We start from the raw sequence: 26,213 nt of genomic DNA on the forward strand, positions 1-26,213 counted from the left end.
CGACGCCCCGGACCGCGCCCCTGCTCGGCGATGCGGGTCACGGCGGGTCACGTCGCCGGTGCGATGGCGTTCCGCCCCTGCTCCGCCCGAAGTGGCCTCTTGCTTTGCGTGCTGAATGGGCCTTCAAGAGTGCCACTTGGGTGCGCGAGCATCGGAGGCGTGACCACTTCCACCACCGCCCACGCCACCGCCCGCACCATCGCCGAGCTCGACGCGGGCGAGACCGCCCAGGCCTTCGAGGTGATGCGCGAGCTCCGGCCCCACCTCACCGACGTCGACGAGTTCGTCGAGCTCGTTCGCGGCCAGCGGCGGGAGGGCTATCGCCTGGTCGTGTCGTACGACGAGACCGGGCGGCTGGTGTCGCTGGCCGGGTTCCGGCACCTCAACAGCCTCTACGCCGGGTCGCACCTCTACATCGACGACCTGAGCACCCTGCCGTCCGCGCGTGGCAAGGGGCACGCGGGGGCGCTGCTGCGGTGGGTGGACGAGGAGGCGCGCCGGTTGGGGTGTGCCGGGGTGCACCTCGACTCCGGTACGGCGCGGCACGACGCGCATCGGCTCTACCTGGCCTCGGGTTTCGTGATTCCCGCGTTCCACTTCGCCAAGAGCCTCTGAAACGGGGTCGCGCCCACGCCGTGCAGGGCGACGCTGCCCAGCACGCAGCCCACCGTGATGGCCAGGATCGTGTCGGCCGCGTTGCCCTCCGGGAGGCGGTTGAAGGCGAGCAGGCCGAAGACGATCGTCGTGGTGCCGCGCGGGCCCAGGGCGCCGATGAGCAGGCGCTCGCGGCGGCGCAGGGGGGAGCCGGTCAGGGCCAGGAACACCGGGCCCAGGCGGAGCACCGTGAGAACGGCCGCGCAGAAGACGACGACCTGCCAGTCGACGCCCAGGTAGAAGATCAGGACGGCGGCGATGCCGACCACGAACCACATGGTCATCGTCAGCAGGCCCGTGACGTCCTCCAGGAGGTGCAGGTCGCTGTTCAGGGCGTCGGTGCGGGCCTCGGCCCGTCCGGTGCGGACGCGGCGGGCCTTGAGCAGGCGGTGGACGTAGCGGAACGCGATGCCGGCGACGAAGGACGCCACGAAGCCGTTGCCGTTGATGGCGACGGTCGCGGTGAAGGTCAGCAAGGGGGCCAGGAGGACGGCCACCCGCGCTGACTGGTCGGTGACCCAGTCCGCCTGGTGGGCGAGGTCCATCAGCCAGCCGAGGAGCGCGCCGATCACCAGGCCCGCCACCAGTGCCTTCACCGCGAACGGGAGGACCGTCCCGAGTGCTTCGAGCGGTGTGCGGTCCTGGGTGTCGTCGCCGGCGAGGACCAGGGCGAAGAGGAACAGCGGCGTGACGATGCCGTCGTTGTAGCCGCTCTCGACGTTCAGGGTGCTGCGGACCCGGGCGGACAGGCCCCGGTCGCGGACCAGTTTCTCGGCCGGGGCGAAGTCGATCGGTACGGCCACGCACGCGACGAGCAGCAGGACCGCCCACGACAGGCTCGGGAACAGCAGCCAGCCGAGCACGGCGGCCGCGGCGAGGCTGATCGGCATCGCCACCAGCAGGACCCGGCCCACCAGGCCCGGATAGGCACCCCACAGGCGGCCCGCGCGCACCTCGGTGGCGTCGACGAAGAGCAGCACCGCGAGGATGATCTCCGCCGCGTGCTGCACGGACTCGGTGTTGAGGCCTTCGGCGATGCCGCTCGGTTCCGCCAGGCCCACGGCCACCCCGGCGAGCACCATGACCAGCGGCGCGCCGAGGTACCAGCGGTCCAGGCGGTTCGCCGCCAGCGATCTGACGACCATGGCGAACGCGGCGGCGAGCAACAGCGAGTTCATGGGCCCATCTTCCCGTGTGTGTCCTAACAGGACATGTCCAGGTGGCCCACCGGCCGGGCGGACTCCGGCGATTCACCTAAACCGGAACGGCTCGCTGTACGTACACCCAGACATGAGCGGATCTCAGTCCGGTAACGAGAGGACGCCACATGGGCAAACACCGCGATGACAGCAGCCGGGTGAAGATGATCGCGGGCGCCGTCGGGCTCGTGGCCGTGGCGATCACCGCTTCGACGTTCACCGCCAGCCAGGCCGCACCGGAGCAGCGCACCGCTCCCGAGCAGGCCACCCAGACGTTGCGGGAGAAGGCATCCGTGGCGGGCACCGCGTGGGCGGTGAACCCGGCCACGAACGAGGTCCTCGTCACCGCCGACAGCACGGTGACCGGCGCCAAGTGGGACAACCTCGTGTCGACGGTGAAGTCCATGGGCGCCGGGGTGAAGCTGCAACGCACCGAAGGCACCTTCAGACTGTTCGCCGAGGGCGGCGACGCGATCTTCGCCGGTGGCAGCCGGTGTTCGCTGGGCTTCAACGTCCAGACGAACGATGGGCGCCCCGCGATCCTCACCGCGGGGCACTGCACCGCGGCGGGCAGGCAGTTCTCGCTCAACCCCGGCGGCCGCGCCGTCGCCACCGTGGCGCGGTCGACGTTCCCTGGCAACGGCGACTTCGCGCTGCTCACCTACAACGACCGCAACGCGAACGCCCCCAGCGAGGTCGACACCGGCAACGGCCGCAAGGTGCGGATCCAGCGCGCCGCCGAGGCTCGCGTCGGCACGCAGGTCCAGCGGATGGGCAGCACCACCGGCCTGCGCGCGGGACGCGTCACCGGCCTCAACGCCACTGTCAACTACCCGGAGGGCCGCGTCACCGGCCTGATCCAGACGACCGTGTGCGCCGAGGGCGGCGACAGCGGCGGGCCGATGTTCACCGCCAACGGCAACGCGATCGGGCTCACCTCGGGCGGCAGCGGTGACTGCCGGCGCGGTGGTGTGACGTTCTTCCAGCCCGTCACCCGAGCGCTCGCCGCGGTCGGCGCGAGCATCGGTTAGGACATGGCCTGGTTCTTCAGGCCGCGTCCCGTCTGCTCACGGGGCGCAGCCTGATCCGGCGCCGCACGCGGGTGCGTCCAGCGCGGTCTGTCGAGCTGGAGGCATCGCGTGCGGTGTCGTGCTCGTCGTGGGTGAGCGGGGTGCGGCCGCCGGGCCCGCGTTCGCTGTGGTGCACGAAACCCAGCAGCACCAAGCCGATCACGAGCAGCGAGTGCGAGAACACCCGGCCCGCCGTCGCCGTGCCGCTGACGAGGTCGCTGGCGGAGTAGGGGATCAGCACCGCCACGAACGCCGCCGTGACGGGCAGCATGCCGCTGACCGCGCCGGGCCGCAGAGCCGTCCACAGTAGACCGAGGCCCAGCGCGAGGTTCCACGCCGTGCTCTCGTTGAACAGGTGGCTGCTGTCCACACCGGACGTGTGCCCGCCGTGCGACGGGTTGACGCCGATCACCTGTGCGAGACCGAGCGTGAGCTGCGCGACGGCGACTCCGGTCAGCAACCCGCGCGGCAGCCAGCCCCTGGGCGTGGCGGGGACGACCGGCGGGGCCGCCTCCATGATCGCCGCGGCGAGGTCGGGAACCTGCGTGGCGGGCCTCACCCTGAGCGTTCTGGTGAGCGCGGCGGCGCTGTCGTGCCACTCCCGGCACGACGCGCAGCTGTCGAGATGCGCGTCCACCTGGTCGGCGGGCACGCCCTCTGGTTCCCCGTCGAGCCTCGCGGACAGGGCTTCGCGGCAGATGTTGCACTCCACACCCACCATTGTCGGCCATTGGCCGTTCACAGTTCCCAGCAATCTCGAACGGTGGGTTAGTCTGCGCAATCGTGTCGACTTCGAGGGGTGACGACGAGGCGGTGACGGCGTGCGCGCTGGCCGCCGGTGCCGGTGACCGCGAGGCGTTGGAGCGGTTCATCCGCCTCACGCAGCGCGACGTGTGGCGGCTGGTCGCGCACCTCGGCGGCATCGGCGTCGCCGACGACCTCACGCAGGACGTCTACCTGCGCGCACTGCGCTCGTTGCCGAGCTTCGAGGGCCGCTCGTCGGCCCGCACGTGGTTGCTGTCGATCGCCCGCCGCACCGTCGTGGACCACATCCGCGCCGCCGTCGCCCGCCCGTCGATCGCCTGGTCGGCCGACTACCAACTGGCCTCGGACGCGGGCCGGTACGCCGAGCACGCCCGGTCGGCGGGGTTCGAGGACGTGGTGGAGCTCACCGTGCTGCTCGCCGGCCTCGCACCTGAGCGGCGGGAGGCGTTGCTGCTCACCCAGGTGCTCGGCCTGTCCTACGCGGAGGCCGCCGAGGTCGCGGGCTGCCCGATCGGGACCGTGCGGTCCCGGGTCGCGCGGGCGCGCGAGGACCTGATCAACGGGCAGGGCCACGAGGACGTCGGCGTCGTCTAGCGAACCGTTGCGCCGTCCGGCTCCCTAACGCCGCCAGACGGTGCCGCGCCGCTCGTACTCCAGCACGGTCTCGGTGCGCTGGGCCACCTGCGCCCCGACGAACCGTTCCACCATCCAGAGCGCCACCTCGAGACCCGACGTGATTCCGCCGCCGGTGATCAGGTCGCCGTCGTCCACCACCCGCGCGTTGACCACGGTGGCGCCCTGGGCCGCCAGGTCGGCCTTGGCACCCGCGTGCGTGGTCGCGTTGCGGCCCTTGGTGATCTCCGCCGCCGACAGGACCATCGTGCCCGTGCAGATGCCGACCGGCAGCGCCTTCGACTCCTTGAGCCTGCGCAGGAACCCCTTGTCGCCGATGAGCTCGTGCACGCCCGGCCCGGTGCGGTTGGTGTAGCCGCCGCCGGGTACCACGAGGACGTCCGCCTCGGCCGGGTTCCAGGCGCCCGCGACCTTGACCTCGGTGCCGTACGTGCAGGTCACGGTGCGCGGGCGGTGGTGTGACACGAGGGTGGTGCGGATGGCTCCGCTCATCCGGCCCGCGAGGCCGAGGACCTCGACGGGGGCGATGAAGTCCTGCTCCTCCACCCCGTCGAACATCAGCACCTGCACGCGCAGGGGTGTCGCGGCGGTGGCGGTGGCGGCGGCGGTTCCGGTCAGTCCCAGGGACAACGCTGAGGCGCGTATGAAGGTTCGGCGTTCCATGGCTCACAGGTCGGGCGGGAAACCCGTTCGGTTCCTGGGGAACCGCACGCGGTTTCGGCGCGACTAGTGGCGGTGGAAGAGGTTTCCGTGCGCGGCCGGGCCGCGGTGCCGGTGCTGACGACAGCGGCGATGACGGCGTCGATGCTGCCGTTGTTCCTGCTGGGAGCGCTTTCACCGGCCCTGGTGCGGGAGTTCGGCATCGAGCGGCCGTTGCTCGGCGTGCTCGTGACGGCCGGGTTCGGCGTGGCGGTGGTGCTGTCGCTCGCGATCGGGCCCGCCGTGGACGCGCTGGGGCCGCGCCGGTCGATCATCGCGTTGTTCGCGACGAGCGCGGTGGCGTTGGCCGTGTTCGCTCTTGCGCCGCACTACGCCGTGCTGGTGTGCGCGGTGGCGTTGGGAGGGGTGCCGCAGGCTTTGGCGAATCCCTCGACCAACAAGCTGATCGCGACGTCGGTGGAACCTGCGCGGCGGCCGGTGCTGCTGGGGATCAAGCAGTCCGGCGTGCAGCTGGGGGCGTTCCTCGCGGGGCTGCCGCTCGCGTGGCTGGCGGACGGCGTGGACTGGCGGCTCGCCGTCGGCGTGGCCGCCGGGCTGGCGCTGGTGGCGGCATTCGGGTGCCTGGTGCTCCCGCAGGACGTGGCTCCGCCTCGGCGGGTGCCGTTCGCCCTGTCGGTCGGTTCCGGTGGGCTGATCTGGCGCCTGGCCGCCTTCTCCGTGCTGCTCGGGTCCGGGATCGCGGCGGTGAACACCTACGTGGCGTTGTACGCGACGGAGGAACTCGGCTTCGGTGCGCCGGTCGCGGCCGGGCTGGTGGCGGTGCTCGGCGTGGTCGGCATCGCCGGGCGGATCGTCTGGTCGCGCGTGGCGGGCCGGGAGCTGCTGGTGGGGTTGTCGGCGGCGGCCGTGCTGGCACCGCTCCTGCTGCTGACCGGGGTGCCCGTGCTGGCGTGGGCAGCGATGGTGGTCGTGGGCGGGTGCGCGGTGGCGGCCAACGCGATCTCGATGGTGCTGGTGGTGGCTGCCTCCCGGGGACCGGAGCTGGGACGGAACTCCGCGCTCGTGTCGGCGGGGTTCTTCGCCGGGTTCGCGGTCGGGCCGCCGTTGTTCGGCCTGCTCGGCTACGACGCCGGGTGGGTGCTGGTGGCGGTCGAGTTCGGGTTGGCGGCGGTCGTGGCGTGGCGGGCGCGGTGAACGTCGAGGCCGTGCTGGGGGAGGTGGGCGACCGGTTTCCGTTGTACGCCCCGGCTTCCGGTGGCTGGCGGACGACGGCTCGTGGTGCGTGGGCGGGTGGGTGCTGGGCCGGGTTGCTGTGGCTGAGCGGGCACCCGGACGCGCGGCGGTGGACGGAGAAGCTCGACGGCTGGCACGACAGCGACACCGTGCTCCAGGCGCTGATCTTCTGGTACGGCAGGGGAGACGTCGACCGGGCCGCGAAGTCGCTGGCTTCCCGCGCGGTGGACGGTGTGATCCCGTGGGGCACGGCGTTCGGCCCCGACACCGGACTCCGTTCGGACGGCGCGGCCGGCGTCGTGCCGTTGCTGTGTGCGGCCGGATTCCCCGACCTCGCACGGTCCCACGTGGACGCTCACCTTCGGCTGGCCGAGACGTGGCCGCGTGGTCGTGCCTGGTTGCTGCTGGCGGCGGCGGACGCGGTGCTGTGGCTCGGCGAGGACTACCGGGCCGGTGCCGAGGCGAGGGCACGCGAGTGGGCAGATCCCGGGGACACCTCGGCGGACGCGATCGCCGCGGTCGCGTTGGTGAAGCTGGGGCTGGACGCGTCGGCACCGCTGCGGCGGCTGCGCGGCGCGATGCACGACGGCCGGTTGCTCGGTGGTGTCTACGACGGCCAGGAGAACCTCGAACTGGTGTGGGGCACCTTCTTCTCCGCGCTGGCCAGGGCGATCGTGTCCGGGGAGGTCAGCTCGCGCGAGTTCTGAGCAGGCGCCGCGCGGTGTCGGAGACGTGCATCTCGTCGGCACCGTCGAGGATGCGCGCCGCCCGGCCGATCCGCGCGAGCACCGGCAACGGCGTGTCCGGGCCGAGTCCTTCCGCGCCGAACACCTGGATCGCCGCGTCGCACACCTGGTGCAGGGTGCGGGCCGCCGCGACCTTGGCCAGCCCGATCTCGACGCGCGCGTCTTCCTCCGCCGCGACGAGATCCGCCGCCTGGCGCGTCAACGCCCGCGCCGAACGGATCGCCAGCGCCGATTCGAACACGTGCTGCCGCACCAACTGCCGGTCGGCCAGCGCGCTGCCCCGCACCTGGCGTTCGCCGGCGCGACAGCACATCAGGTCGAACGCCCGCTCCGCCATGCCGAGCCACCGCAGGCACCGCAGCGTCCGGCCCAGTGCCAACCGGGTTCCGGCGATCCGCAGCCCGTCGCCCTCTGCTCCGAGCAGGTGGTCGTGCGGCACGCGCACGTCGTCCAGCGCGATCTCGAACTGCCCGGCCGCACCCAGCACCGGGATCTCCCGCACCACCCGGAAGTCCGTGGCGACGAACAGCGACCCGCTGGCCAGAACCGTGACGTACGAGGCGTTTCCGGCACCGCTGGTGAACCACTTGCGCCCGTTGAGGACCCAGCCGTCACTCGTCCGAACGGCGGTGGTGCGCACGGCTCGTGGGTCCGAACCGGCGACCCCCGGCTCGGTCATCGCGTAGCTGCCGCTGATCTCTCCGGCCACCAGCGGTTTCAGCAGTTCGCCGACCGCCGGGCCGCCGAACCGCTGGAACATCCGCACGTCGAGCAGGCACGCCGAGCCGAGCGCGGCCGGTCCGTGATCGCTGCTGCCTTCCTGCTCCGCCACCGAGAAGTACTCCGTCAGGCCCAGTCCGCCACCGCCGAGTTCGCGGGGCAGTGGCAAAGCCCACAACCCTTCCGTCTTCGCCGCGCCGCGCAGCCGCGCCAGTTCCTCCCGCGCGGCCTGACCACCGGCGTCGAGCACCGTCTCGCTCGGCCACACCCGCTCGCGCACGAACGCGGAAATCCGTTCCAGCACCGGCGTTCTCCTCCCCGCTGGGAACTCGGGCGGCGTTGCGCCCGACTGGTGGACGACCGACCGTCGCCGCCAGGAGGAGGCCAGCGTGACCCTGCACCTCGACCGGACGACGAGCGATCCGCCGTTGTCCGCCACCGAGATCACCGTCCACGGCGACACCGCCGCGGCCGACGTGCTCGGCGCGCTCCTGCACCAGTCGGGCGCGACCGTCACCCGGTTCCCGGACGCCGCGGGTGAACCCGCCCACGTCGACGCCGGTGCCTCGCTCACCGTCGGCTGGGGAACGGTGCCGGGCGTCCGCGACGAGGCGAGCGCCCAGGCGGTGTGCGGCCTGATGCACGTGCACGGCCGCAGTCAGGGTTCGCCCCGCGGCCTCGGCCTCGACCACTGCTCCACCGCGGCCGGCGTGGTCGGAGGCACCGGGCTGCTCGCGGCCCTGTTCGGTGGCGCGTCGAGCGTCACTACGAGCGTCGCCGAGGCGGCGCTGCTCACCGTCTCGCAGTACCTGGCGGCGGCCGGGGCGCCGGAGGCGGAGGCCACGGCGCTGGCACCGGGCGGGCCGCCGTTCCTGAGCGCCGACGGGGTGCTGTTCGAGATCGAGGCGCTCGATCCCGGTGTGTGGCAGGCGTTCTGGACCGGGCTCGGGGTGCCGGGGAAGGTGATCGGGGCGGGGTGGCGGCCGTTCCAGTTCCGGTACCCGACGGCGACCGCGCCGTTGCCCGTGGAGTTGCAGGAGGCGGTGGGGGCGCGGCCGTTCGGCGAGGTGGAGGCGCTGGCGGGGGCGACCGGGACGAGCATCTGCCGGCTGCACGAGCCGGGCACGACCGGGGGACCGCTCTTCGAACTGACCACTTTGGACTCGGCACACGTGGGGGCGGCAGTCCGGAGAGCGGCTGCCGGAGCGGAGGCGGGTTCGCTCACCACGCCCCTGTCCGGCGTGGTCGTGCTCGAAGCCGGCCGCCGGGTCCAGGCGCCGCTGGCCGCCCACCTCCTGCACCTCCTGGGCGCCACCGTGATCCGCGTCGAACCACCGGGCGGCGACCCGTTGCGCGGCATGCCCCCGATGTGCGGTGGCACGTCCGCCCGCTGGCTGGCGCTCAACCGGGGCAAGTCCGCCGTGGAGATCGACATCAAGGACCCCGCCGATCGCGACCGCCTGCGCGACCTGGTCCGCACCGCCGACGTCTTCCTGCACAACTGGGCCCCCGGCACCGCCGAACGCCTCGGCCTCGGCGCCCAGGACCTCGCGGCCGTCAACCCCGCCCTGGTGTTCGTGCACACCTCGGGCTGGGCGAACAGGCTCCCCGACGCCCCGATGGGCACCGACTTCATGGCCCAGGCCCGCACCGGCCTCGGTGCCCTGCTGCGCCCGTCTGACGAGCCGCCCGCTCCGTCCCTGATGACCCTGCTCGACGTGCTGGGCGGCCTCCTCGGTGCCTACACCACCGTCGCCGCCCTGCTCCAGCGCGAGCGCACCGGCCGGGCGATCCGGGCCGAGTCGTCGTTGCTGGCCGCCGCGGAACTGCTGCAGCTGAACGCGAACGGCCGTCCGGCGCCGGGGTTCCGCAGGCCGCTGCTCGGTGACGGTGGCTGGACGCACGAGGGCGTGCCGGTCACCGACGACCTCGCCTCGATTCCCGCCGACCCCCGGTTCGCCGGCGTGGTCGGGCTCGACTCCGACCGTTGTCCCGAAGTCCTCACACCCTGGAGGTTCCGATGACGACCACCGCCGTCCACGACCTCGTGCCCGCCGCGCTGCGCCACCAGTGGGCCGAGCTGGGCCACTACCCGGACCGCGACATCTACGACCTGTTCGCCGTGCGGGTGTTCTTAGACCCGTTGCGAACAGCCGTGATCGACGACGACGGCGAGCTGACGTACGGGCAGCTCAACGAACTCGCGCTGCGGATGGCCGCGAACCTCGCCGCCAGAGGCGTGCGGCCCGGCGATGTCGTGGCCGTGCAGCTGCCCAACGGCCGGTACGCGGTCGCCGCCGATCTCGCCGTCGCCGCGGTGGGGGGTGTGATGCTGCCGTTCCCGGTGGGGCGCGGGGAGAACGAGGCGCGGTCGCTGGTCCGGCGCAGCGGGGCGGTCGGGCTGATCGCAGACGACCCGGGGCGGGCCTGGACGACCGCGGAGTTGCTGGCGCCGGCCGGGGTGGTCGAGCCGGTCCGGTCGGATCCCAACGGTCCGGCGCGCATCCTCGTGTCGTCGGGGTCCGAGGCCGAGCCGAAGATGGTGTTGTACTCGCACAACGCGTTGCTGGGCGGGCGAGGGGCGTTCGTCGGCAGGCTGATCCCGCCGGGGGAGGAGCTGCGGGCGTTGTTCCTGGTGCCGCTCGCGTCGTCGTTCGGCAGCAACGGCACGACGGTCACGTTGGCGCGGCACGGTGGCACTCTCGTGCTGCAGGGCAAGTTCACCCCGGAGTCCACTGTGGAGCTCATCGAGCGGGCGAGGCCGACGCACCTGTTCGGCGTGCCGACGATGTTCAAGATGCTGTTGTCCCAGCCCGGGGACTACTCGTCGATCCGCGTCATCGCGCCCGGCGGCGCGCAGCTGGACGCGGCGACGGCGCAGGCGTGCCGCGAGTTCTTCGACGCGATCGTCGTCAACGTCTACGGGTCGGCGGACGGCGTCAACTGCCACACCGCGCTGGACGACCCACCGGGGTCCGGTGCCGGGCGGCCGAACCCCGCTGTCGCGGAGATCCTGGTCGTGGACGACGCGCGGCAGCCACTGCCCGCCGGAGAGGTCGGGGAGATCATCGCGCGCGGGCCGATGAGTCCGTTGCGGTACGTGGACGACGACCTCAACGCCCGCTACCGCACCGAGGACGGCTGGGTGCGCACGGGTGATCTGGGGGTGTTCGACGAGGCGGGCTACCTGTCGGTCGTCGGGCGGCGCAAGGACATCGTGATCCGCGGTGGCGCGAACATCAGTCCGGCCGAGGTGGAGCAGGCGCTGGCCGCTCACCCGTCGGTCCGCGACGTCGCCTGCGTCGGCGTGCCGGACGAGCTGATGGGCGAACGGCTGTGCGCCTGCCTCGTGGTGTCGGAGCCGGTGACCGTCGCGGGGCTGGGGGAGTTCCTGAGCGGGCTGGCCCGCTACAAGCACCCGGAGCACCTGCTGGTGCTGCCCGAGTTCCCCCTCAACCCCGCGGGCAAGGTCGACCGCGACGCCTTGCGGCTCTTGGCTAGGCGAGCGCCTCGCTGATCTTCTTGGCGTTGGCGCGGTAGACACCGAGCAGGTCGTTGTCGTCGTCCGGGTAGTTGACGAGGTCGACCTGCTCGGCACCGGCATCGGGCAGCACGGTGCCGGTGCTCATGTGCGAGTTCTCGAAGACGAACTGCGGCGCCTTGCCCTTCAGTTCCGCGAGCTGCGACGGCGTCACCGGTTCCGGCCCGTACACGCCGAGCAGTTCGGCACCGGCGAGGTCGGCCGCGTAGCCGACGAACATCTGCGCGACGACCTTCGGCTGCTTGCCACCGGGCCACTTCGCCTTGACCTCGCCGGCGAGCTTCGCGTACTCGGCGTCGAAGTCGCCGATCCACTTCCGCGCCGCGTCCTGCGTGCCGAACAACTCGGCGAGCCGCGTCACCTCGGCCTTGACCTTGTCGCGCGAGTTGTCCAGCGCGACCTCGATCTTCTTCGCGTTCGAGCCGGCCGCGTCGGTGATCTTCGGCGCGAACGACTCGAACGGCGCGTACAGCACGTAGTCCGCGTCCGCGACGGCCTTGAGGTCGGACGGCTTCGGGTCGTAGTCCGGCGCGTGCAGCACGGACCTGGGCACGATCACCGTGACGTTCGTGGCACCGGCCGCCTTCGCGAACCCGGCCTCCCAACTGGTCGTCGCCACGATCTTGGGCCCGGTCTGTTGCTGCTGCCGGGGTGCCGCGGCCGATCCGCAACCGGCCAGCAGCAGCGCGGCGGTCAGTGGGACGAGGAAGCGGACTGCCATGCGGGGGTTCTCCGTTCGGGAAGGAAATGAGCGGCGAGCGCGACGGCGCCCGCCAGGAGCACGAGGACCGGACCGGGCGGCTGGTCCAGCAGGAGGGCCAGGGCGAACCCGGCCAGGTTGACGACGACACCGATCCCGACCGCCCACACCGCCATGCCGGTCAGCGACTGCGCGAGCCGCCGGGCCGCCAGCGCGGGCAGCAACGTCAGCGCGTCCACCAGCAACGCGCCGGTCAGCCGGATCGCACCGGCGATCGCGATGGCCACCAGCACGAGCAGGACGAGCGTCAGCCGGTTGACCGGCACGCCGCTGCACGCCGCCAGCTCGCGGTCGTGCAGCAGCAACGCGAGTTGCCCGCGGCGCCAGGCGAACAGCGCCGGAACGAGAACGGCGAGGGCGCCGAGCAGCACCACGTCGCCGGTCTTGGTGGCGAGGATCGAGCCCCACAGCAGCTCGAACGCCGCCGAGGCGTTGACGCCGGAGATCGACAGGACCAGCAGGGCGGCCGCGATGGCGAGGCTCATCAGCAGGCCCATCGCGCCGGACAGGCCGGACCGGCTGCGGGCGAGCGGGGTGAGGCCGGCGCCGGACAGTCCACAGGCGACCACCGCGCACAGCAACGGGTCGAGACCGGTGAGCAGGCCGACGGCGATGCCCAGCAACGCAATGTGCATCATGGCGAAGCGGACCGGCATGATGTCGAGGCCGATGATGACGACGCCGATGATCGGCAACGCCACCGCGCCGAGCAGGAGGGCGAAGGCGGCGCGCTGGACGGCCGCGAGTTCGAGGAGCTCGAAGAACTCGGTCACGTGATCTCCCGCAGCGCACCCGCGGCCATCTCGAAGACGCGTTCGCAGCGCTGCACCACGGCCCGGTCGTGCGTCACGACCATCACCGTCACCGGCAACCCGGCGAGCAGCCCGGCCACCGCCGCCTGCCCCTCGAAGTCCAGCGCCGCCGTGGGTTCATCGGCCAGCAGCACCCCCGCCCCGGCCTCGACGCACCCGAGCGCCCGCGCCAGGTACGCCCGCTGCAACTGCCCGCCGGACAACGTGTGCACCGGCTGCCGTCCCAGCTCACCGACGCCGAGTTCCGCGGCCGCGGCCCGCGCACGTTCCGGCGCACCGCCGCTCGCCAGCAGTTCGTCCACCAGCAGCGGGAACCGCCCGGCCGCCTGCCGTTGCGGGATCCACGCGATCTCCCGGCGGCGGCGGGTCCAGTCGGCGGACGTGCGGGCCTCGCGCCGCCCGACCTCGATCACGCCGCGGGCCGCGGCGTGCAGGCCGAGCACCGCGCGCAGCAGGGTCGTCTTGCCGGAGCCGTTCGTGCCGGTCAGCGCCACGCGTTGGCCGGCGGCGACGTCGAGCGAGACGTCGCGCACGACGGTCCTGCCGCCGTGCGCACAACTCACCCCCGCCAGCCGCACCGGCAGACCTGTCGTTTCCACGAGCATCTAGTCGGTGCGCGCGGGTGATCAGTTCCCTCGGTCGGGTGAGATCAGGAACTGGCAGCCCGAGCGGTCCGACCAGTGGACGCGGTCAACACCGGGCCGGTCACCTCACTGGTCCGGTGTCACCGACTGCGCGAAGGCGAAGACGCGGTCCGGGTCGTAGCGGGCGGCGACGGCGTGCAGGCGGGAGAGGTTGCCGCCGTAGTACGCCTCGGCCCAGCGCGGCATCTGCGGGTCGATGTAGTTGACGTAGCCGGTGTCGCCCGTCAGCGCACCCAGGCCGTCGCGGATCCCGGCCAGCTTCGTGCGGGCCTCGTCGGCGGACGACGGCGGGGTCTTGAGGTAGATCTGCACGTTCGCGAGGGCCGTGCGGTGCGGGAACGCCGTGGCGTCGGGGGCCACGTCGGCCACGGCGCCACGCAGGCCGTCGAAGATCAGGTACGTCTCGTCGGACTGGCCCGCCAGCAACTCCACGGCCCGCCCCGCGTCGACCGCGTCCCGGGCCACCCGCGACGACGCGACGGCCGACTCGCGCGAGATCGGGCCGCCCGCGAAGTACCGCACGGCCTCGGCGTAGGTCTGCGGCTGGACGAACCGCGACTCGGGCGCCGGCAGGCCGTTCAGCAACGACGCGAGGGCGCCGGCACCGCCGACGAAGCAGCCGCCGATGCGGGCGGACGGTTGCGGACCGCCGCGCACGACGACGTTCGACCAGAGTTCCGGCGGTGCCTGGGCGAGCCACGTCTGCCACGCGCCCAGGGCGTCCGCGGCGGCACCGGCCGGGTAGGCGAGCGAGAAGACGGTGACGTCCGGCGCGGGCAAGGTCGCGAACACGAACTCCGTCACGATCCCGAAGTTGCCGCCACCGCCGCCGCGCAACGCCCAGAACAGGTCGGGCCCCTCGGAGGCGGAGACCGTGAGCAGCCGCCCGTCGGCGGTGACGACCTTCGCCGACACCAGGTGGTCGCACGTCAGGCCGTACCTGCGGGAGAGAACGCCGATGCCACCGCCGAGCGTGAGGCCCGCGACGCCGACGGACGGGCACGTGCCGGTGGGCAGGCAACGGCCTGACGCGACCAACGCGTTCGAGACGGCGCTCAACGCGGCGCCGGAGCCGACGCGGACCTGGTCACCCGGCAGCACCTCGACGTCCGCCAGCCCGCGCACGTCGACCTGGAGACCGCCCGACGGCGACGAGTACCCGGCGTAGCTGTGGCCACCGCTGCGGGCGGCGATCGCGACGCGCCCCCGTGCCGCCTCGACGCAGGCCTGCACGTCCGCGGCCGAGGTGACCTTGGCGACGGCGGCGGGTTCCCGGGCGTCCCACACGGGGTTGAAGCCCTGGTAGGTGAACCCGTCCTCACCTGCCAGCGCCAGCCGCCCGGACATCCGCGAGCGCAGCGCGGCCCAGTCGGGCGGTCCACTCGGAACGGACGAAGTGGACGGTGGTGGAACCGGTGGGCCCGAGGCGGAGCAGGCGGCCACCACACCGACCCCGGCCAGTCCCGCGACCTTCAGAAACCCGCGTCGATCCACCTTCCCATGCTGGCACGCCATGATCACCCCCGCATCCGGTACGACCTGAGGCGTACCCCGGCGCCACCCTTCAGCGTGATGCGGGCTGACGAGCAGGAGATCCATTCTGAACCGCGTGGCAATCCTGAAAGCAGCGGTCGCGGCCGCGATGATCACGCTCACCCTGACGCCGGTGGCGACGGCGCAACCGGACCTGGGCTGGGGCAAGTGCGACAAACCCGTCGCCGACGGGGTCGAGTGCGGCACGCTCACCGTGCCGATCGACTGGGCGAAGCCGGACCGGACGGTCGGCCTGCGGGTCTACCGGTGGAAGGCGGACAACAGCAAGGGCACGATCCTGAGCTTCCCGTCCGGACCCGGCCAGCCCGGCGACTTCACCTTCGGCACGCTGAAACGCGCCCTGCCCGGCTACGACCTGATCTCACTGGACCCGCGCGGCGTCGGCGAAAGCCACCCCACGACGTGCGACCTGGCCAAGGCGCTCAAGGTCCCGTACGTCCCGCCGACCGGCGCGCGGGCGTTCGAGCAGCTCCAAAAGGACCAGAAGGCGTTCTGGGCGTCCTGCACGACCGGCGTGCCGGGCCTGGACCAGCACCTCGACGCCTACAGCACCGCGAACGACGCCGACGCGCTGCGCAAGGCCGTCAATGCGGACAGGGTCAGCATCTACGGCCTCTCCTACGGCACGTTGCTCGGCGAGCGCTACCTGGAGCGGTTCGGCCGGCACGTCGACGGCTCGGTGCTCGAGGGCGTGATGAACCCCGGTCTGAGCCGCCGCGAGTTCATGGCGACGGCTGCGGCGGGCGTCGAGGCGATCTTCACGAAGTTCACCCGGTGGTGCGCCGACACCCCGGACTGCGCGCTGCACGGCCAGGACCCGGCCGAGGTCTTCCGGCAGGCCCGGCGCACCGCCACGAAGATCCCCGGCACGTTCTACGGCTTCCCCTGGTCGGAGGCCATGATCACGCGTTACTTCGAGATCTTCGGCACGCGGGACTTCGCCGAGGCCGCACAGGGCCTGCACGCCCTCGCCGAGGGCCGCAACCCCACGCCGGACGACCCGGGAGGTGAGTTGCCGCACCGGTTCGAGTACGCCGACCCGAACGTCTGCTCCGACTGGCCGTTCGCGCTCGCCTCGGTGCGGGAAGCGCGCGGCGACCTGAACGCGACGCGCAAGGCCGCTCCGGTCGTGGGCTACTCGACGAACGCCAGCAACTACACCTCGATCTGCGTCGGCGGCCCGGAGACCGGACGCCCGAAGCCCGTGTCGTCACGCAGCCAGCACCCGACGTTGTTGCTCAGCAACAGCCTCGACCCCGCCACCCCGAGGACCTGGGCCGACGGCGTGCAGAAGCAGCTGGGGCGCAAGGCGATCCACGTCGTCACGGACCGGGTCGGCCACGGCGGCGGCACCGACGACCCGGTCACGCTGAAGAAGCTGCAGGACTACATGGCCAGCACGACCCGGCCGTGACCGGTGCGGTGCCACACGTCGGAGACGTCGGCGAGCGGCACCACCTCGTGATCCACGGTCAGCGCGCCCTCGGCGGCGTACCGGGCGATCACCGAGACGGCCTCGGCCCGTTGCTGCGCGGTCAGCTCGTTGTTGGTGTACCCCAGCAGCCGCAACGACTTGCTGCGCAACGTCGACGACGTGACCGGACTCGTCTCGCCCGCTGACCCGCCGAGGTTCACCCACCGGCCGCCCGGACGCAACGCCCGGGCGGCCGTGGCGGCGGGCTCCCCGAACAACGGGTCGATCAGCAGATCGGCGCCCTGACCAGCAACACCGACGTCCTCCAGCGGCACCACCACGTCGGCGCCGGCGCGCACGGCACGTTCCCGTGCCGATGCAGACCGTGCCGCCGCGATCACCCGCCCGGCGCCGAGCAGCCGGGCGAGCTGGATCGCGGACTGCCCGACCGCGCCGCACCCGAGCACCACCACCGACTCACCCGCGACGAGTCCACCGACCTGCAACGTCATGTAGGCGGCGACCGCGGACAACCCCAGCGCCGCCACCAGCACGGGGTCGACCGCCGGCAGAAACACGAGGTCTTCCTGCCGTGCCAACGCCTTCGGGGCCATGCTCCCGTCACCGGGCGCCATCCCGGCGGTCGTCGGGAACCACACCGCACGCCCGTCGACCGTCCCGACGCCCTGCACCCCGGGCACGTACGGCGTCTCCGGCACCCCGAAGTACGAGGTCCCGCCGGCGCACAACAGGTCGAGCGGCGTGATCGGCGCGGCGGCCACGTCCACCACGACCTGGCCGGGGCCGGCGGTGGGCTCGCCCCGGTCAGCGAGCGACGGCGGCTGACCGGGACGAACGACTACCGCGGCGCGCACGGCTGCAACACGAAGTCGTACTCCGCCAGGACCCAGGGCACAGAAGAAGAACCGCCGTCCGGCGTCGGCCCCGGCTCCTGCGGCACGAACCGCACCACCAGCTCCTGCTTGGTACCGAACACCACGTCGCTGTCGAGGTACTCCGCGCCTTCCTCGAACAGGTGCGTGATCAACGGCTCGAACCCGTCCGCGGTCAGCAGGAAGTGCACGTGCGCCGGGCGGAAGTAGCTGATCTCGGTCTGCTCGATCAACGCGCCGACCGGCCCGTCCATCGGGATCGCGTACCCCTTCGGCGTGATCGTCCGCACGCAGTACGACCCGTCCTCGCGCGCCCGGTACTTCGCCCGCAACCGCGCCTCGTCCACCTCGAGCTGCGCCTCGTACGCGCCCTCGGCGTCGGCCTGCCACACGTCCAGCACCGCCCCGGCCACCGGCGTCCCGTCCAGCGACCGCACGGTTCCCCTGATGTAGAGCGGGGTTCCGTCGACGTCGTCGGACATGTCACCACCGAACCCGAGTTCGGGGGAGCCGTCGATGTGGAACGGCCCGAGCACCGTCGCCGGAGTCGCGGCCGCGTCGAACCGGTGGTTCATCTGCACGACCAGCATGCTCAGCCCCAGCACGTCCGAGGCGAGGATGAACTCCTCGCGCTTCTCGTCGCTGATCTGCCCGGTGGCGGTGAGCCACTGAACGGCGGCCATCCACTCGGCCTCGGTGAGCCGCACCTCGCGGGCGAAGTCGTGCAGGTGCCGCACCAGCGCGGTCATCAGCTGGGCGGTCCGCGGCTCCTTCGCGGTCGCCCAGCGCTGCTGCGCGAGTGCGGTGATGTTGTCCTCGGTGACGAGCTGCATTGCTCACTCCTCGACGGGCGCGACGGACCTGGTGTTCGAATCGACGGACAGGAAGATCTCGTTGGCGACGGGGTTGCGCAGCTCTTCGGCTAGCTGTCCGATCAACCCGGCCGTGCGGGCCAGCAACGCGAAACCGCGCAACAACTCCAGCGGCAGCCCGAGGTCGGCGAGCACCGCCCCGCACGTGCCGGCGCCGTTGAGCGGCAACGTCCTGCCCAGCACCCGCGGGTGCACCCGGCCGATCGCCGCGAACAACGACAGGTGCGGCCCGACCAGGCCCTCCTCCTCGGCGATCTCGTAGAGGCGGGCGGTGCGCGGGTCGCCGTTCTTGTGCACGTGGTGGCCGAGGCCGGGGATGCGGGCCTTGCCTTGAGCCTGCAGCGTTTCCAGCGCCAGCGCGTCCCAGTCGGTGGAGTCCGTGCCGCTGACGACGTCGTGCAGGAACCGCCCGGCGTCCTCCGTGACGCCGAGGAACCGCGACCCGCCGCCGAGCAGCCCGGCCGCGAGCGCGCCCTGCACCGAGTCCGGCGCGGACAGGAACGTCAGGCGGCTGACGATCGCGGTCGGTGTGAACCCGTGGTCGGCCAGGGCCGCGAGCACCGCCTCGAACAACCTCGTCTCGCCGGGACTCGGCCTGCGCTGGGTGGCGAGCCAGAACGCCAGCTCGCCGAACCCGACGGTGCCCATCACGTCCCGGGCGAGGTCCTTGCCCAGCAACGTGATCGTGTCGGTGGTCGACGCGCCGAGCGCCGTTTCATAGGTGGCCACGAGACTCCTTCGGGCGCGGGACGAGACCCCTCACTGCTCCTCCTTCAGCCATGCGCGCAACTCTTCGCCGTGCTCGTCCAGGGCGGGCGGCGGCAGTTCGTACTCCGCCGGCGTCTGCGAGAACCGGATCGGGTGCCGCGTCGTCGGGACGTCGCCGACCACCACGACGGGGTCGAGCCCGAACCGTTCGGCCATCGCGAACCCGCCGTCGATCGTGTTGATCGGCCCGCACGGCACCCCGGCCGCCACCAGCAGGTCGAACCACTCCACCGCGTTCCGCGTGCGCAGCCGTTCCTCCAGGACCGGCCGCAACTCCTCGCGGTTGCGGGTCCGGTCGGCGTTGCGGGCGAACCTCGGGTCGTCCGGAATCTCCGGCAACCCCAGGACCTCGCACAACCGCCGGAACTGGCCGTCGTTCGCGGCGGCCACGATCAGGTCGTTGTCGGCGGTCGGCAACGGCTCGTACGGGAACACGCTCGGGTGCGCGTTGCCCATCCGGAACGGCACGACCCCACCGGCCACGAACGCCGAGCTGTGGTTCACCAGACCGGTCAACGCCGACGACAGCAGGTTCACCTCGACGAGTTGCCCGGTACCGGTCGCGTCCCGGTGCCGCAACGCCGCGAGGATGCCGATCACCGCGTGGTTGCCCGCCATCACGTCGAACACCGAGATGCCCGCGCGGTACGGCGGCCCGTCCGGATCACCGGTCAGGCTCATCAGGCCGGAGATCGCCTGCACCATCAGGTCGTAGCCGGGCACGTGACTGCCCGCGCCGGACCCGAAACCCGTGATCGACGCGTACACGACTCGCGGGTTCGCGGCGCTGACCGAGGCGTGGTCCAGGCCGTACTTGGCCAGGCCGCCGGGCTTGAAGTTCTCGATCACCACGTCCGCGCGCCGGGCCAGCTCACGGCCGAGCGCGGCGTCGTCCGGGTCGCGCAGGTCGAGGGCGATCGACCGCTTGCCCCGGTTGACGCCGAGGTAGTAGGTCGAGACGTCCTCCCGGACGGGCGGCATCCACGTGCGGGTCTCGTCCCCGGCCGGGCCCTCGACCTTGACCACCGAGGCACCCATGTCGGCCAGCAGCATGGTCGCGTACGGGCCCGCCAGCACGCGGGAGAAGTCGGCGACGAGCAGTCCGTCGAGCGCACCCATCAGACGGACGTCCTGGTGTCGCCGCGGTACTCGGTGTAGGTGTACGGGTTGTCCAGCACCTTGGACTCCGGGATGTCGGGGTTCATGCCCTTGCGCCACGCCTCCTCGCCGAGCTGCGCGCGCAGGTGGTCGACGGTCCGCGACACCTGCGAGCGGATCGCGCCGAGGTCGACGCCGACCAACCTGTGGTCGCGCTTCACGATCCTGCCGTTCACGATCACGGTGTCCACATCGGACCGTTGCGCCTGGAACGCCACGTGGCCGTACGGGTTGAGGATCGGGAACATCGCGGGGGAGTTCTCGTTGCGCAGCAGCACGACGTCGGCCTTCTTGCCCACTTCGAGACTGCCCAGGTCGGTGCGTCCCAACGCCCGAGCGCCACCCAGCGTCGCCCACTGCACGACCTGCTCGGCGCGCAACGACGAGTGCGTGACGGTGTCGTTGTCGGCGTGCGCGGCCATGTGCTCGCGGGACCGGTCGGCGCCCAGGGTCGTGCGCATCGCCGAGAACAGGTCGCCGCTCCACCACACCGAGGTGTCCATCGACAGCGACACCGGGATGCCGTGCTCGCGGATCGCCCAGGTGGGCGGGTAGCCCTGGCCCGCGCTCTGCTCGCTCTCGGTCGACACGGAGATCGATCCGCCGGTCGCCGCGATGCGGTGGTAGGAGTCGGCGGACAACGTCGCCGCGTGCACGTAGATGGACTCCGGCGTCATGAACCCGTTGTCGTGCATGAGCCTGATGCCGTCGTCGTTCGTCGCGCCCCACACACCCGCGTGCGTCGTGACGGGCACGCCGAGTTCGCGCGCGACCTCGAAGGCGGGCTTCTCCGGGAACGACGGGTCGCCGGTGACGTCGAACGCCAGCTGGAAGCCCAGCATGTCGTCACCGGTCATGCGCCGGGACACGAAGTCGCGGAACTCGGGCTTGGCCGTCCACGAGGCCGGGCTGTCCTGGATGTTGCCGTACGCCAGCACGAACCGGCCCGGCACCGCCCGCAACGCGTCCACGGCGGCGTCGGCGTGGTCGGGGGTCTGCAGGCCGTGCGACCAGTCGACGGTCGTGGTGACACCGGCGTCCAGCGCCTCGGCGGCGCCCAGGAGGTTGCCGGCGTGGATGTCCTGCGGCCGGAAGACCTTGCCCCACTCCAGGTAGTACCAGACGAAGTACTGCGTCAGCGTCCAGTCGGCGCCGTAGCCGCGCATCGCCGTCTGCCACATGTGCCGGTGCGTGTCGATCATGCCCGGCATCACGATGCCGTTCGTGGCGTCGATCTCGACGGTCCCCTCCGGTACCTCCAACCCCGGTCCGACCGCCGCGATCCGGTCGTCCACGACGAGGACGTCGTGGTCGGGCAGGGGTGGGCCCGCCATGGTCAGGACAGTGCCGTTTCTCAGGACGATGGAACTCATCGGGAACTCCTTGACCGTCTGGCGGACAGGTGTCCGTTGAATCCTCAACCTTCTCCGCCGCCCGGTCAACCCCTCAGGACGCGACGACCTCGTGCGGCACCGTGCCCAGCCGGGCGAAGTCCGCGCTGATCTCGCCCGCGACCTGCAGCAGCAGGGGCAGGTGATGATCGACCATCCGCTCGACCGAGGTCTCCGACGCGTGGCAGTTGACGTTGATCCCGGCGATCACCGTGCCGTTCCCGTCGCGCAACGGCGCCGCGATCGACCGGATGCCCAGCGCCAGCTGCTCGTCGGTCAACGCCCACCCGCGCGCCCGCACGTCCCGCAGCTCGGCGTCGCGCTCGGCCGCCCCGGGGTTCCAGCGCGAGGTGAGCCCGGACCGGGTCGGCTGCGCGAGCACGGCCTCCAGTTCGTCCGGTGCCAGTGCGGCGAGCTGCACTTTCCCGAGCGAGGTGGGCAACGCCGGGAAGCGCGTGCCGATCTGCACCGACAGCGTGACGATCTTCGGCACGGCCACGCGGGCGACGTAGACGATGTCCGAGCCGTCGAGCTGGGCGATCGACACCGACTCGTTGGTGCGCGCGCACAGCCGTTCCATGTGCGGCCGCGCCACGTCCCACAGGCCCATCGAGTGCACGTACGCGACGCCGAGTTCGAGGACCCTCGGGGTGAGCGCGAAGCCGGCCTCGCTCTGCCGCGCGTACCCGAGTTCGACCAGGGTGAGCAGGATGCGGCGGGTGGTCGGCCGGGCCAGGTCCGTGGCGGCGGCGACCTCGCTCAGCGTCATCACCGGGCGCAGTGGCTGGAAGGCGCGGATCACGTCCAGGCCGCGGGCCAGCGCCTCGATGAAGTCGGGGCCGGTGTCAGGGCGAGCAGGCATGCGCCCACGATAACGGACAGCTGTCCGCTGAGTCGGAAGTCGCTCGCCGGGGTCGCGGCCGATGTGGCCACTAGGGCTGGAGGTGGCGGCCCAGGTACCGGCCGGTGAGGCTCAGGGGTGCGGCGACGACCGCGTCGGGCGTGCCGGCGGCGACGATCCTTCCGCCCGCCGCCCCACCGCCAGGCCCCATGTCCACCACGTGGTCGGCGTTGGCGATCAGGTCGAGGTCGTGCTCGATGACCACCACGGTCGCGCCCCGGTCGGTGAGCCGTCCGATCACCGCCAGCAGCGTGCGGACGTCGAGCGGGTGCAGGCCCACGCTGGGTTCGTCCAGCACGAACAACGCGTCCGACTGGTCGCGGTCGAGCTCCGAGGCGAGTTTCAGCCGTTGCGCCTCACCACCGGACAACGCGGTCGTGGCCTCGCCCAGCGTCAGGTAGCCCAGACCGAGGTCGATCAGCGACTGGAGCCGCGTGCGCACCTTCCGCAGGCCTCCCACGCGCTTGACGGCCTGCCGCACGGTCAGCGCGAGCAGCGCCGGCAACGTGATCCCGTCGCGCACGTACGCGCTCGCGGCGGGGGAGTAGCGGGTGCCGCCGCAGTCCGGGCAGGCGATGTCGACGTCCGGCAGGAACTGCACGTCGAGCGAGATCTCCCCGGTGCCCTCGCAGCGCGGGCAGCGCAACGACCCGGTGTTGTAGGAGAAGTCGCTCGCGGTCAGCCCGTCCGCCACCGCCGCGTACGCCCGCCGGAGGTCGTCGAGCACGCCGCTGTAGGTGGCGACGGTCGAGCGGACGTTGACGCCGATCGGGGTCGCGTCGACCACGTTGACCCGCGTGATCGCCCCGGCGTCGACCTCCGCGACCCACGCGGGCAGCCGTTCGCCGGCGTTCTTGGCCCGCACCGCCGGCACGAGGCTCTCCAGCACCAGCGTGGTCTTGCCCGAACCGGAGACACCGGTGACCGCGGTCAGCCGCCCGGCCGGGAGGTCGAGGTCGAGGGCGTGGACGGTGTGCACCGGCCGCGTGGCCAGGTGGATCCGCCCGTGCTCGAACGGGTCGGGCGCCCGGTCCCGCACGACCACGGGCTCGCGGCCGACGAGGAAGCCGCCCAGCAACGAGTCCGGGTGCTCGGCGAGCGCCGCCACCGTGCCGGAGGCCAGCACCCGCCCGCCCTCCGCGCCCGAGCCGGGACCGATCTCGATCAGCCAGTCGGCCTCGCGCAGCACCTGCACGTCGTGGTCCACCAGGACCACGGAGTTGCCGTCCCGCAACAGGTCCCGCACCACGCCGAGCAGTCCGTCCACGTTGGACGGGTGCAGCCCGATCGACGGTTCGTCGAGGACGTAGAGCACCCCGGTCGTCTCGTTGCGCACGGCCCGCGCGAGCTGGACGCGCTGGCGTTCGCCGGTCGACAGGGTCGTGGACGCCCGGTCCAGGCTCAGGTAGCCGAGCCCCAGTTCGACGAGGCGCCGCGCGGTGCCGAGGAGTTGGGCGGCGATGCTCTCGCCCATCGCGCGCATGTCGCCGGGCAGGGCCCGCACGACGGGCGGAACCCAGGCGACCAGGTCGTCCAGGGTCTTCGAGGTGGCCTCGGCGAGGTTGATCCCGTCGACCCGGGGGGCCAGCGCGGCGGGGGACAGGCGCGTGCCGTGGCAGGTCGGGCAGGTCTGGGTGCTGATGAACCGGTTGACCCGGTTGAGGCCGCGTTCGGTGGTGGCGTTGTCCAACGCCTCGCGCACCGCGAGGCGCGCGTTGCGGTAGGTGAAGTTCAGGTCGAAGAGCCGACCGGCCTTCGACGGCACCCGGATCTGCCGCTTCTCGGCCGGGCCGTTCAGGACGATCTCGCGCTCGGCGTCGGTGAGGTCGGCGAACGGCACGTCGGTGCGCACCCCGAACTCGCCCACCACCTCGGGCATCACCGACAACCCGAACATGCCCCACGGCGCGACGGCACCCTGGGCGATCGTCAGCGACGGATCGGGCACCAGCCGGTCGTCGTCGACCTCCCGCACGACCCCGGTGCCGGTGCAGTGCGGGCACGCGCCGTCGGAGTTGAACGCCAGCGCCTCCGCACCGGGCGGGTTGAACGTCACCCCGCACACCGGGCAGGTCACGCCGATCTCCGCCGCGACGTCGATCGACGGTTCCTGCCGGTGCCCGTTGGGGCACACGTGCGAGGCGAGCCGGGAGAACAGCAGCCGCAGCACGTTGAGCAGTTCGGTCGAGGTGCCGAACGTGCTGCGGACGCCCGGCACGCCCGGCCGTTGCCGCAACGCGAGCGCGGCCGGGACGTGCCGCACGCTGTCGACCGCTGCCCGCGGCGCCTGGGACATCCGGCGCCGCGTGTACGTCGACAACGCCTCGACGTAGCGCCGCGAGCCCTCCGCGTAGAGCACGCCCATCGCGAGCGACGACTTGCCCGACCCGGACACCCCGGCGATCGCGACGAGCCGGCGCAGCGGCACCGTGACGTCGACGTCGCGCAGGTTGTGCACCCGCGCGCCCCGCACCTCGATGGCCAAAGGCTGATCCTGCATGCACCGAACTTAGGCCGTGTCCTGCAAGTCCGTCGGGCGACAGTGGCGGCCGAGGGACCCGGAGGCGGCACCGCCACGCCGCCCGAATACCTCCGGTATGAGGGCACCGCGGCGGCACCGTCTCCGGCTCGCTCACCCGCGCCTGCCACCTGACAGACTTGCAGGACACGGCCTACGGTCTGGACGCCAGCACCGCGCAGGCGATCACCAGTGCGGTCAGCACGAGCAGTGTCACGCTGACGTCCACGAGGAAGTCGAACAGGCGCGCGGTGGCCATGGCGATCAGTCCAAACTGGCTGGTTCCCTGCGGTTGGCGCGGAGGCTGGTCAGGGTGACGACCCCCAGCGTGGCGATGATGACGGCCAGCGACACGGGCGTCGGGATCGTCGGGACGGACGGCCACACGTCGTGCGCCCAGTGCAGCACCAGCTTCACGCCGATGAACGCCAGGATGAGCGCGAGGCCGTGGTTGAGGTGCACGAGCTTGGCCAGTGCCGAGTGCAGCACGAAGTACAGGGCGCGCAGGCCGAGCAGCGCGAACGCGTTGGTGGTGAAGACCAGGTACGGGTCCTCGGTGATGCCGTAGACGGCGGGCACCGAGTCGATCGCGAACACCACGTCGGTCGCGAAGATCGCCACCACCACGATCGCGAGCGGTGTGAGCGCGCGGCGGCCGTGCTCGCGCACGATCATCTTCGTGCCGCGGTAGTCGTCGGTGACCGGCATCAGCCTGCGCAGCAACCGCACGGACCGCATCTTCGACGTGTCCTTGGCCTCGGGTTCCCCGGCCAGCGCGGCGTGCAGGATCTTCACCGCGGACGCGAACAGCACCAGGCCGAACACCAGGAACGCCCAGGTGCCGGCCGACAGCATCGCCGCACCGGCCGCGATGAAGATGCCGCGCAGCACCAAAGCGCCCACGATGCCGTAGAGCAGCACGCGTTGCTGGATCTCGCTGGGGACGCTGAACGCCGCGAGCAGCAGCATGAACACGAACAGGTTGTCGACCGAGAGGGACTTCTCCACCACGAACCCGGTGACGAACTCCAGCGACTGGCCGCTGCCGAACTCGAACCACAGCCAGAGGCCGAACACGAACGGCAGCGCCAGGTAGAAGATCGACCAGCCGGCCGCTTCCTTGAGCGACACCTCGTGCGGGCGTCGCGTGACCAGGAAGTCGACGATCAGCAGACCGAGCAGCACCGCGATGCTGATGAACCACAGTGCGGGGGATGCCACGGATTGCACGGGCAGGGACCTCCTCGAACAAGATCGTTCGAGGTCTCCTTCACCCCTGGTGGGGCGGCCTCCCGGGGACACCGCTG

The 26,213-nt window shown here is 72.0% G+C and carries 24 protein-coding genes; 8 read left to right on the forward strand and 16 right to left on the reverse strand.

Going from position 1 to position 26,213, the window contains the following annotated elements; genetic code table 11:
* The first annotated feature begins 159 nt into the window (after nucleotides 1-159).
* Nucleotides 160-615, forward strand: a complete 456-nt coding sequence (locus QSK25_RS04910; RefSeq protein ID WP_285633545.1) for a GNAT family N-acetyltransferase — start codon at nucleotides 160-162, stop codon at nucleotides 613-615.
* Here the strand turns inward: QSK25_RS04910 and QSK25_RS04915 are convergent.
* On the reverse strand, nucleotides 561-1,832 hold the full coding sequence (locus QSK25_RS04915) for a cation:proton antiporter (RefSeq protein WP_285633548.1): 1,272 nt from the start codon (nucleotides 1,830-1,832) through the stop codon (nucleotides 561-563). The genes QSK25_RS04910 and QSK25_RS04915 overlap by 55 nt on opposite strands.
* A 149-nt stretch (nucleotides 1,833-1,981) precedes the next feature.
* Here QSK25_RS04915 and QSK25_RS04920 point away from each other — a divergent pair, with 149 nt between their 5' ends.
* Nucleotides 1,982-2,884, forward strand: coding sequence for a S1 family peptidase (locus QSK25_RS04920; protein ID WP_285633551.1), 903 nt, complete (start codon nucleotides 1,982-1,984; stop codon nucleotides 2,882-2,884).
* A gap of 16 nt (nucleotides 2,885-2,900) precedes the next feature.
* Here QSK25_RS04920 and QSK25_RS04925 read toward each other — a convergent pair whose 3' ends face one another.
* Nucleotides 2,901-3,635, reverse strand: coding sequence for a zf-HC2 domain-containing protein (locus QSK25_RS04925; protein WP_285633554.1), 735 nt, complete (start codon nucleotides 3,633-3,635; stop codon nucleotides 2,901-2,903).
* A gap of 71 nt (nucleotides 3,636-3,706) precedes the next feature.
* Here QSK25_RS04925 and sigC point away from each other — a divergent pair, with 71 nt between their 5' ends.
* Nucleotides 3,707-4,282, forward strand: coding sequence for an RNA polymerase sigma factor SigC (gene sigC, locus QSK25_RS04930; RefSeq protein ID WP_285633557.1), 576 nt, complete (start codon nucleotides 3,707-3,709; stop codon nucleotides 4,280-4,282).
* A 24-nt stretch (nucleotides 4,283-4,306) separates the two neighbouring features.
* Here sigC and QSK25_RS04935 read toward each other — a convergent pair whose 3' ends face one another.
* A complete protein-coding gene (locus QSK25_RS04935; RefSeq protein WP_285633560.1) occupies nucleotides 4,307-4,984 on the reverse strand; it encodes a DJ-1/PfpI family protein in 678 nt (225 codons plus the stop codon).
* A 72-nt stretch (nucleotides 4,985-5,056) separates the two neighbouring features.
* Here QSK25_RS04935 and QSK25_RS04940 point away from each other — a divergent pair, with 72 nt between their 5' ends.
* Both QSK25_RS04940 and QSK25_RS04945 read left to right on the forward strand, forming a co-directional pair.
* Nucleotides 5,057-6,175 (forward strand): MFS transporter, encoded by a 1,119-nt coding sequence (locus QSK25_RS04940; RefSeq protein ID WP_285633563.1) that lies wholly within the window; start codon nucleotides 5,057-5,059, stop codon nucleotides 6,173-6,175.
* A complete protein-coding gene (locus QSK25_RS04945; RefSeq protein ID WP_285633566.1) occupies nucleotides 6,160-6,921 on the forward strand; it encodes a hypothetical protein in 762 nt (253 codons plus the stop codon). The genes QSK25_RS04940 and QSK25_RS04945 overlap by 16 nt, the downstream gene beginning before the upstream one ends.
* On the opposite strand, the gene QSK25_RS04950 is transcribed toward QSK25_RS04945, so the two are convergent.
* Entirely contained in the window at nucleotides 6,902-7,984 is a 1,083-nt protein-coding gene (locus tag QSK25_RS04950) for an acyl-CoA dehydrogenase family protein (RefSeq protein ID WP_285633570.1), read from the reverse strand. The two genes, QSK25_RS04945 and QSK25_RS04950, sit on opposite strands and share 20 nt — an antisense overlap.
* A gap of 85 nt (nucleotides 7,985-8,069) precedes the next feature.
* Between QSK25_RS04950 and QSK25_RS04955 the strand changes: the two genes are divergently transcribed.
* Entirely contained in the window at nucleotides 8,070-9,704 is a 1,635-nt protein-coding gene (locus tag QSK25_RS04955) for a CoA transferase (RefSeq protein WP_285633572.1), read from the forward strand.
* Nucleotides 9,701-11,197 carry a class I adenylate-forming enzyme family protein gene (locus QSK25_RS04960; RefSeq protein ID WP_285633574.1) on the forward strand — a complete coding sequence of 499 codons (1,497 nt, stop codon included), beginning with the start codon at nucleotides 9,701-9,703 and terminating at the stop codon, nucleotides 11,195-11,197. The genes QSK25_RS04955 and QSK25_RS04960 overlap by 4 nt, the downstream gene beginning before the upstream one ends.
* Here the strand turns inward: QSK25_RS04960 and QSK25_RS04965 are convergent.
* The 4 genes from QSK25_RS04965 to QSK25_RS04980 all read right to left on the reverse strand — a co-directional run bounded on the left by QSK25_RS04965 (nucleotide 11,178) and on the right by QSK25_RS04980 (nucleotide 14,931).
* Complete coding sequence (locus QSK25_RS04965) at nucleotides 11,178-11,942, reverse strand: metal ABC transporter solute-binding protein, Zn/Mn family (protein WP_285633577.1); 765 nt, start codon at nucleotides 11,940-11,942, stop codon at nucleotides 11,178-11,180. The genes QSK25_RS04960 and QSK25_RS04965 overlap by 20 nt on opposite strands.
* Nucleotides 11,915-12,754 carry a metal ABC transporter permease gene (locus QSK25_RS04970; RefSeq protein WP_285633580.1) on the reverse strand — a complete coding sequence of 280 codons (840 nt, stop codon included), beginning with the start codon at nucleotides 12,752-12,754 and terminating at the stop codon, nucleotides 11,915-11,917. The genes QSK25_RS04965 and QSK25_RS04970 overlap by 28 nt, the downstream gene beginning before the upstream one ends.
* Nucleotides 12,751-13,392 (reverse strand): metal ABC transporter ATP-binding protein, encoded by a 642-nt coding sequence (locus QSK25_RS04975; RefSeq protein ID WP_285633583.1) that lies wholly within the window; start codon nucleotides 13,390-13,392, stop codon nucleotides 12,751-12,753. Before QSK25_RS04975 ends, QSK25_RS04970 begins: the two co-directional genes overlap by 4 nt.
* 111 nt (nucleotides 13,393-13,503) lie before the next feature.
* Entirely contained in the window at nucleotides 13,504-14,931 is a 1,428-nt protein-coding gene (locus tag QSK25_RS04980) for an FAD-binding oxidoreductase (protein ID WP_285633586.1), read from the reverse strand.
* Between the two features lie 115 nt (nucleotides 14,932-15,046).
* Here QSK25_RS04980 and QSK25_RS04985 point away from each other — a divergent pair, with 115 nt between their 5' ends.
* Nucleotides 15,047-16,405: an alpha/beta fold hydrolase gene (locus tag QSK25_RS04985; protein WP_285633590.1), complete on the forward strand. Its 1,359-nt coding sequence runs from the start codon at nucleotides 15,047-15,049 to the stop codon at nucleotides 16,403-16,405.
* Here the strand turns inward: QSK25_RS04985 and QSK25_RS04990 are convergent.
* From QSK25_RS04990 to QSK25_RS05025, 8 genes are all read right to left on the reverse strand, one after another.
* A complete protein-coding gene (locus QSK25_RS04990; RefSeq protein ID WP_285633593.1) occupies nucleotides 16,378-17,280 on the reverse strand; it encodes a quinone oxidoreductase family protein in 903 nt (300 codons plus the stop codon). The genes QSK25_RS04985 and QSK25_RS04990 overlap by 28 nt on opposite strands.
* A complete protein-coding gene (locus QSK25_RS04995) occupies nucleotides 17,265-18,131 on the reverse strand; it encodes a dioxygenase family protein (protein WP_285633596.1) in 867 nt (288 codons plus the stop codon). Before QSK25_RS04995 ends, QSK25_RS04990 begins: the two co-directional genes overlap by 16 nt.
* 3 nt (nucleotides 18,132-18,134) lie before the next feature.
* Complete coding sequence (locus QSK25_RS05000; protein ID WP_285633598.1) at nucleotides 18,135-18,899, reverse strand: citryl-CoA lyase; 765 nt, start codon at nucleotides 18,897-18,899, stop codon at nucleotides 18,135-18,137.
* A gap of 30 nt (nucleotides 18,900-18,929) precedes the next feature.
* Nucleotides 18,930-20,057: a CaiB/BaiF CoA transferase family protein gene (locus tag QSK25_RS05005; protein ID WP_285633600.1), complete on the reverse strand. Its 1,128-nt coding sequence runs from the start codon at nucleotides 20,055-20,057 to the stop codon at nucleotides 18,930-18,932.
* Complete coding sequence (locus tag QSK25_RS05010) at nucleotides 20,057-21,469, reverse strand: amidohydrolase family protein (RefSeq protein ID WP_285633603.1); 1,413 nt, start codon at nucleotides 21,467-21,469, stop codon at nucleotides 20,057-20,059. Before QSK25_RS05010 ends, QSK25_RS05005 begins: the two co-directional genes overlap by 1 nt.
* 73 nt (nucleotides 21,470-21,542) lie before the next feature.
* Entirely contained in the window at nucleotides 21,543-22,349 is an 807-nt protein-coding gene (locus QSK25_RS05015) for an IclR family transcriptional regulator domain-containing protein (RefSeq protein ID WP_285633606.1), read from the reverse strand.
* 70 nt (nucleotides 22,350-22,419) lie between these two features.
* Nucleotides 22,420-24,888 (reverse strand): excinuclease ABC subunit UvrA, encoded by a 2,469-nt coding sequence (locus QSK25_RS05020; protein ID WP_285633609.1) that lies wholly within the window; start codon nucleotides 24,886-24,888, stop codon nucleotides 22,420-22,422.
* 282 nt (nucleotides 24,889-25,170) lie between these two features.
* Complete coding sequence (locus QSK25_RS05025; protein WP_502881808.1) at nucleotides 25,171-26,136, reverse strand: TerC/Alx family metal homeostasis membrane protein; 966 nt, start codon at nucleotides 26,134-26,136, stop codon at nucleotides 25,171-25,173.
* Between the last annotated feature and the right edge of the window lie 77 nt (nucleotides 26,137-26,213).

Source organism: Lentzea sp. NBRC 102530 (assembly GCF_030269365.1).
Classification (GTDB): Bacteria; Actinomycetota; Actinomycetes; order Mycobacteriales; family Pseudonocardiaceae; genus Lentzea.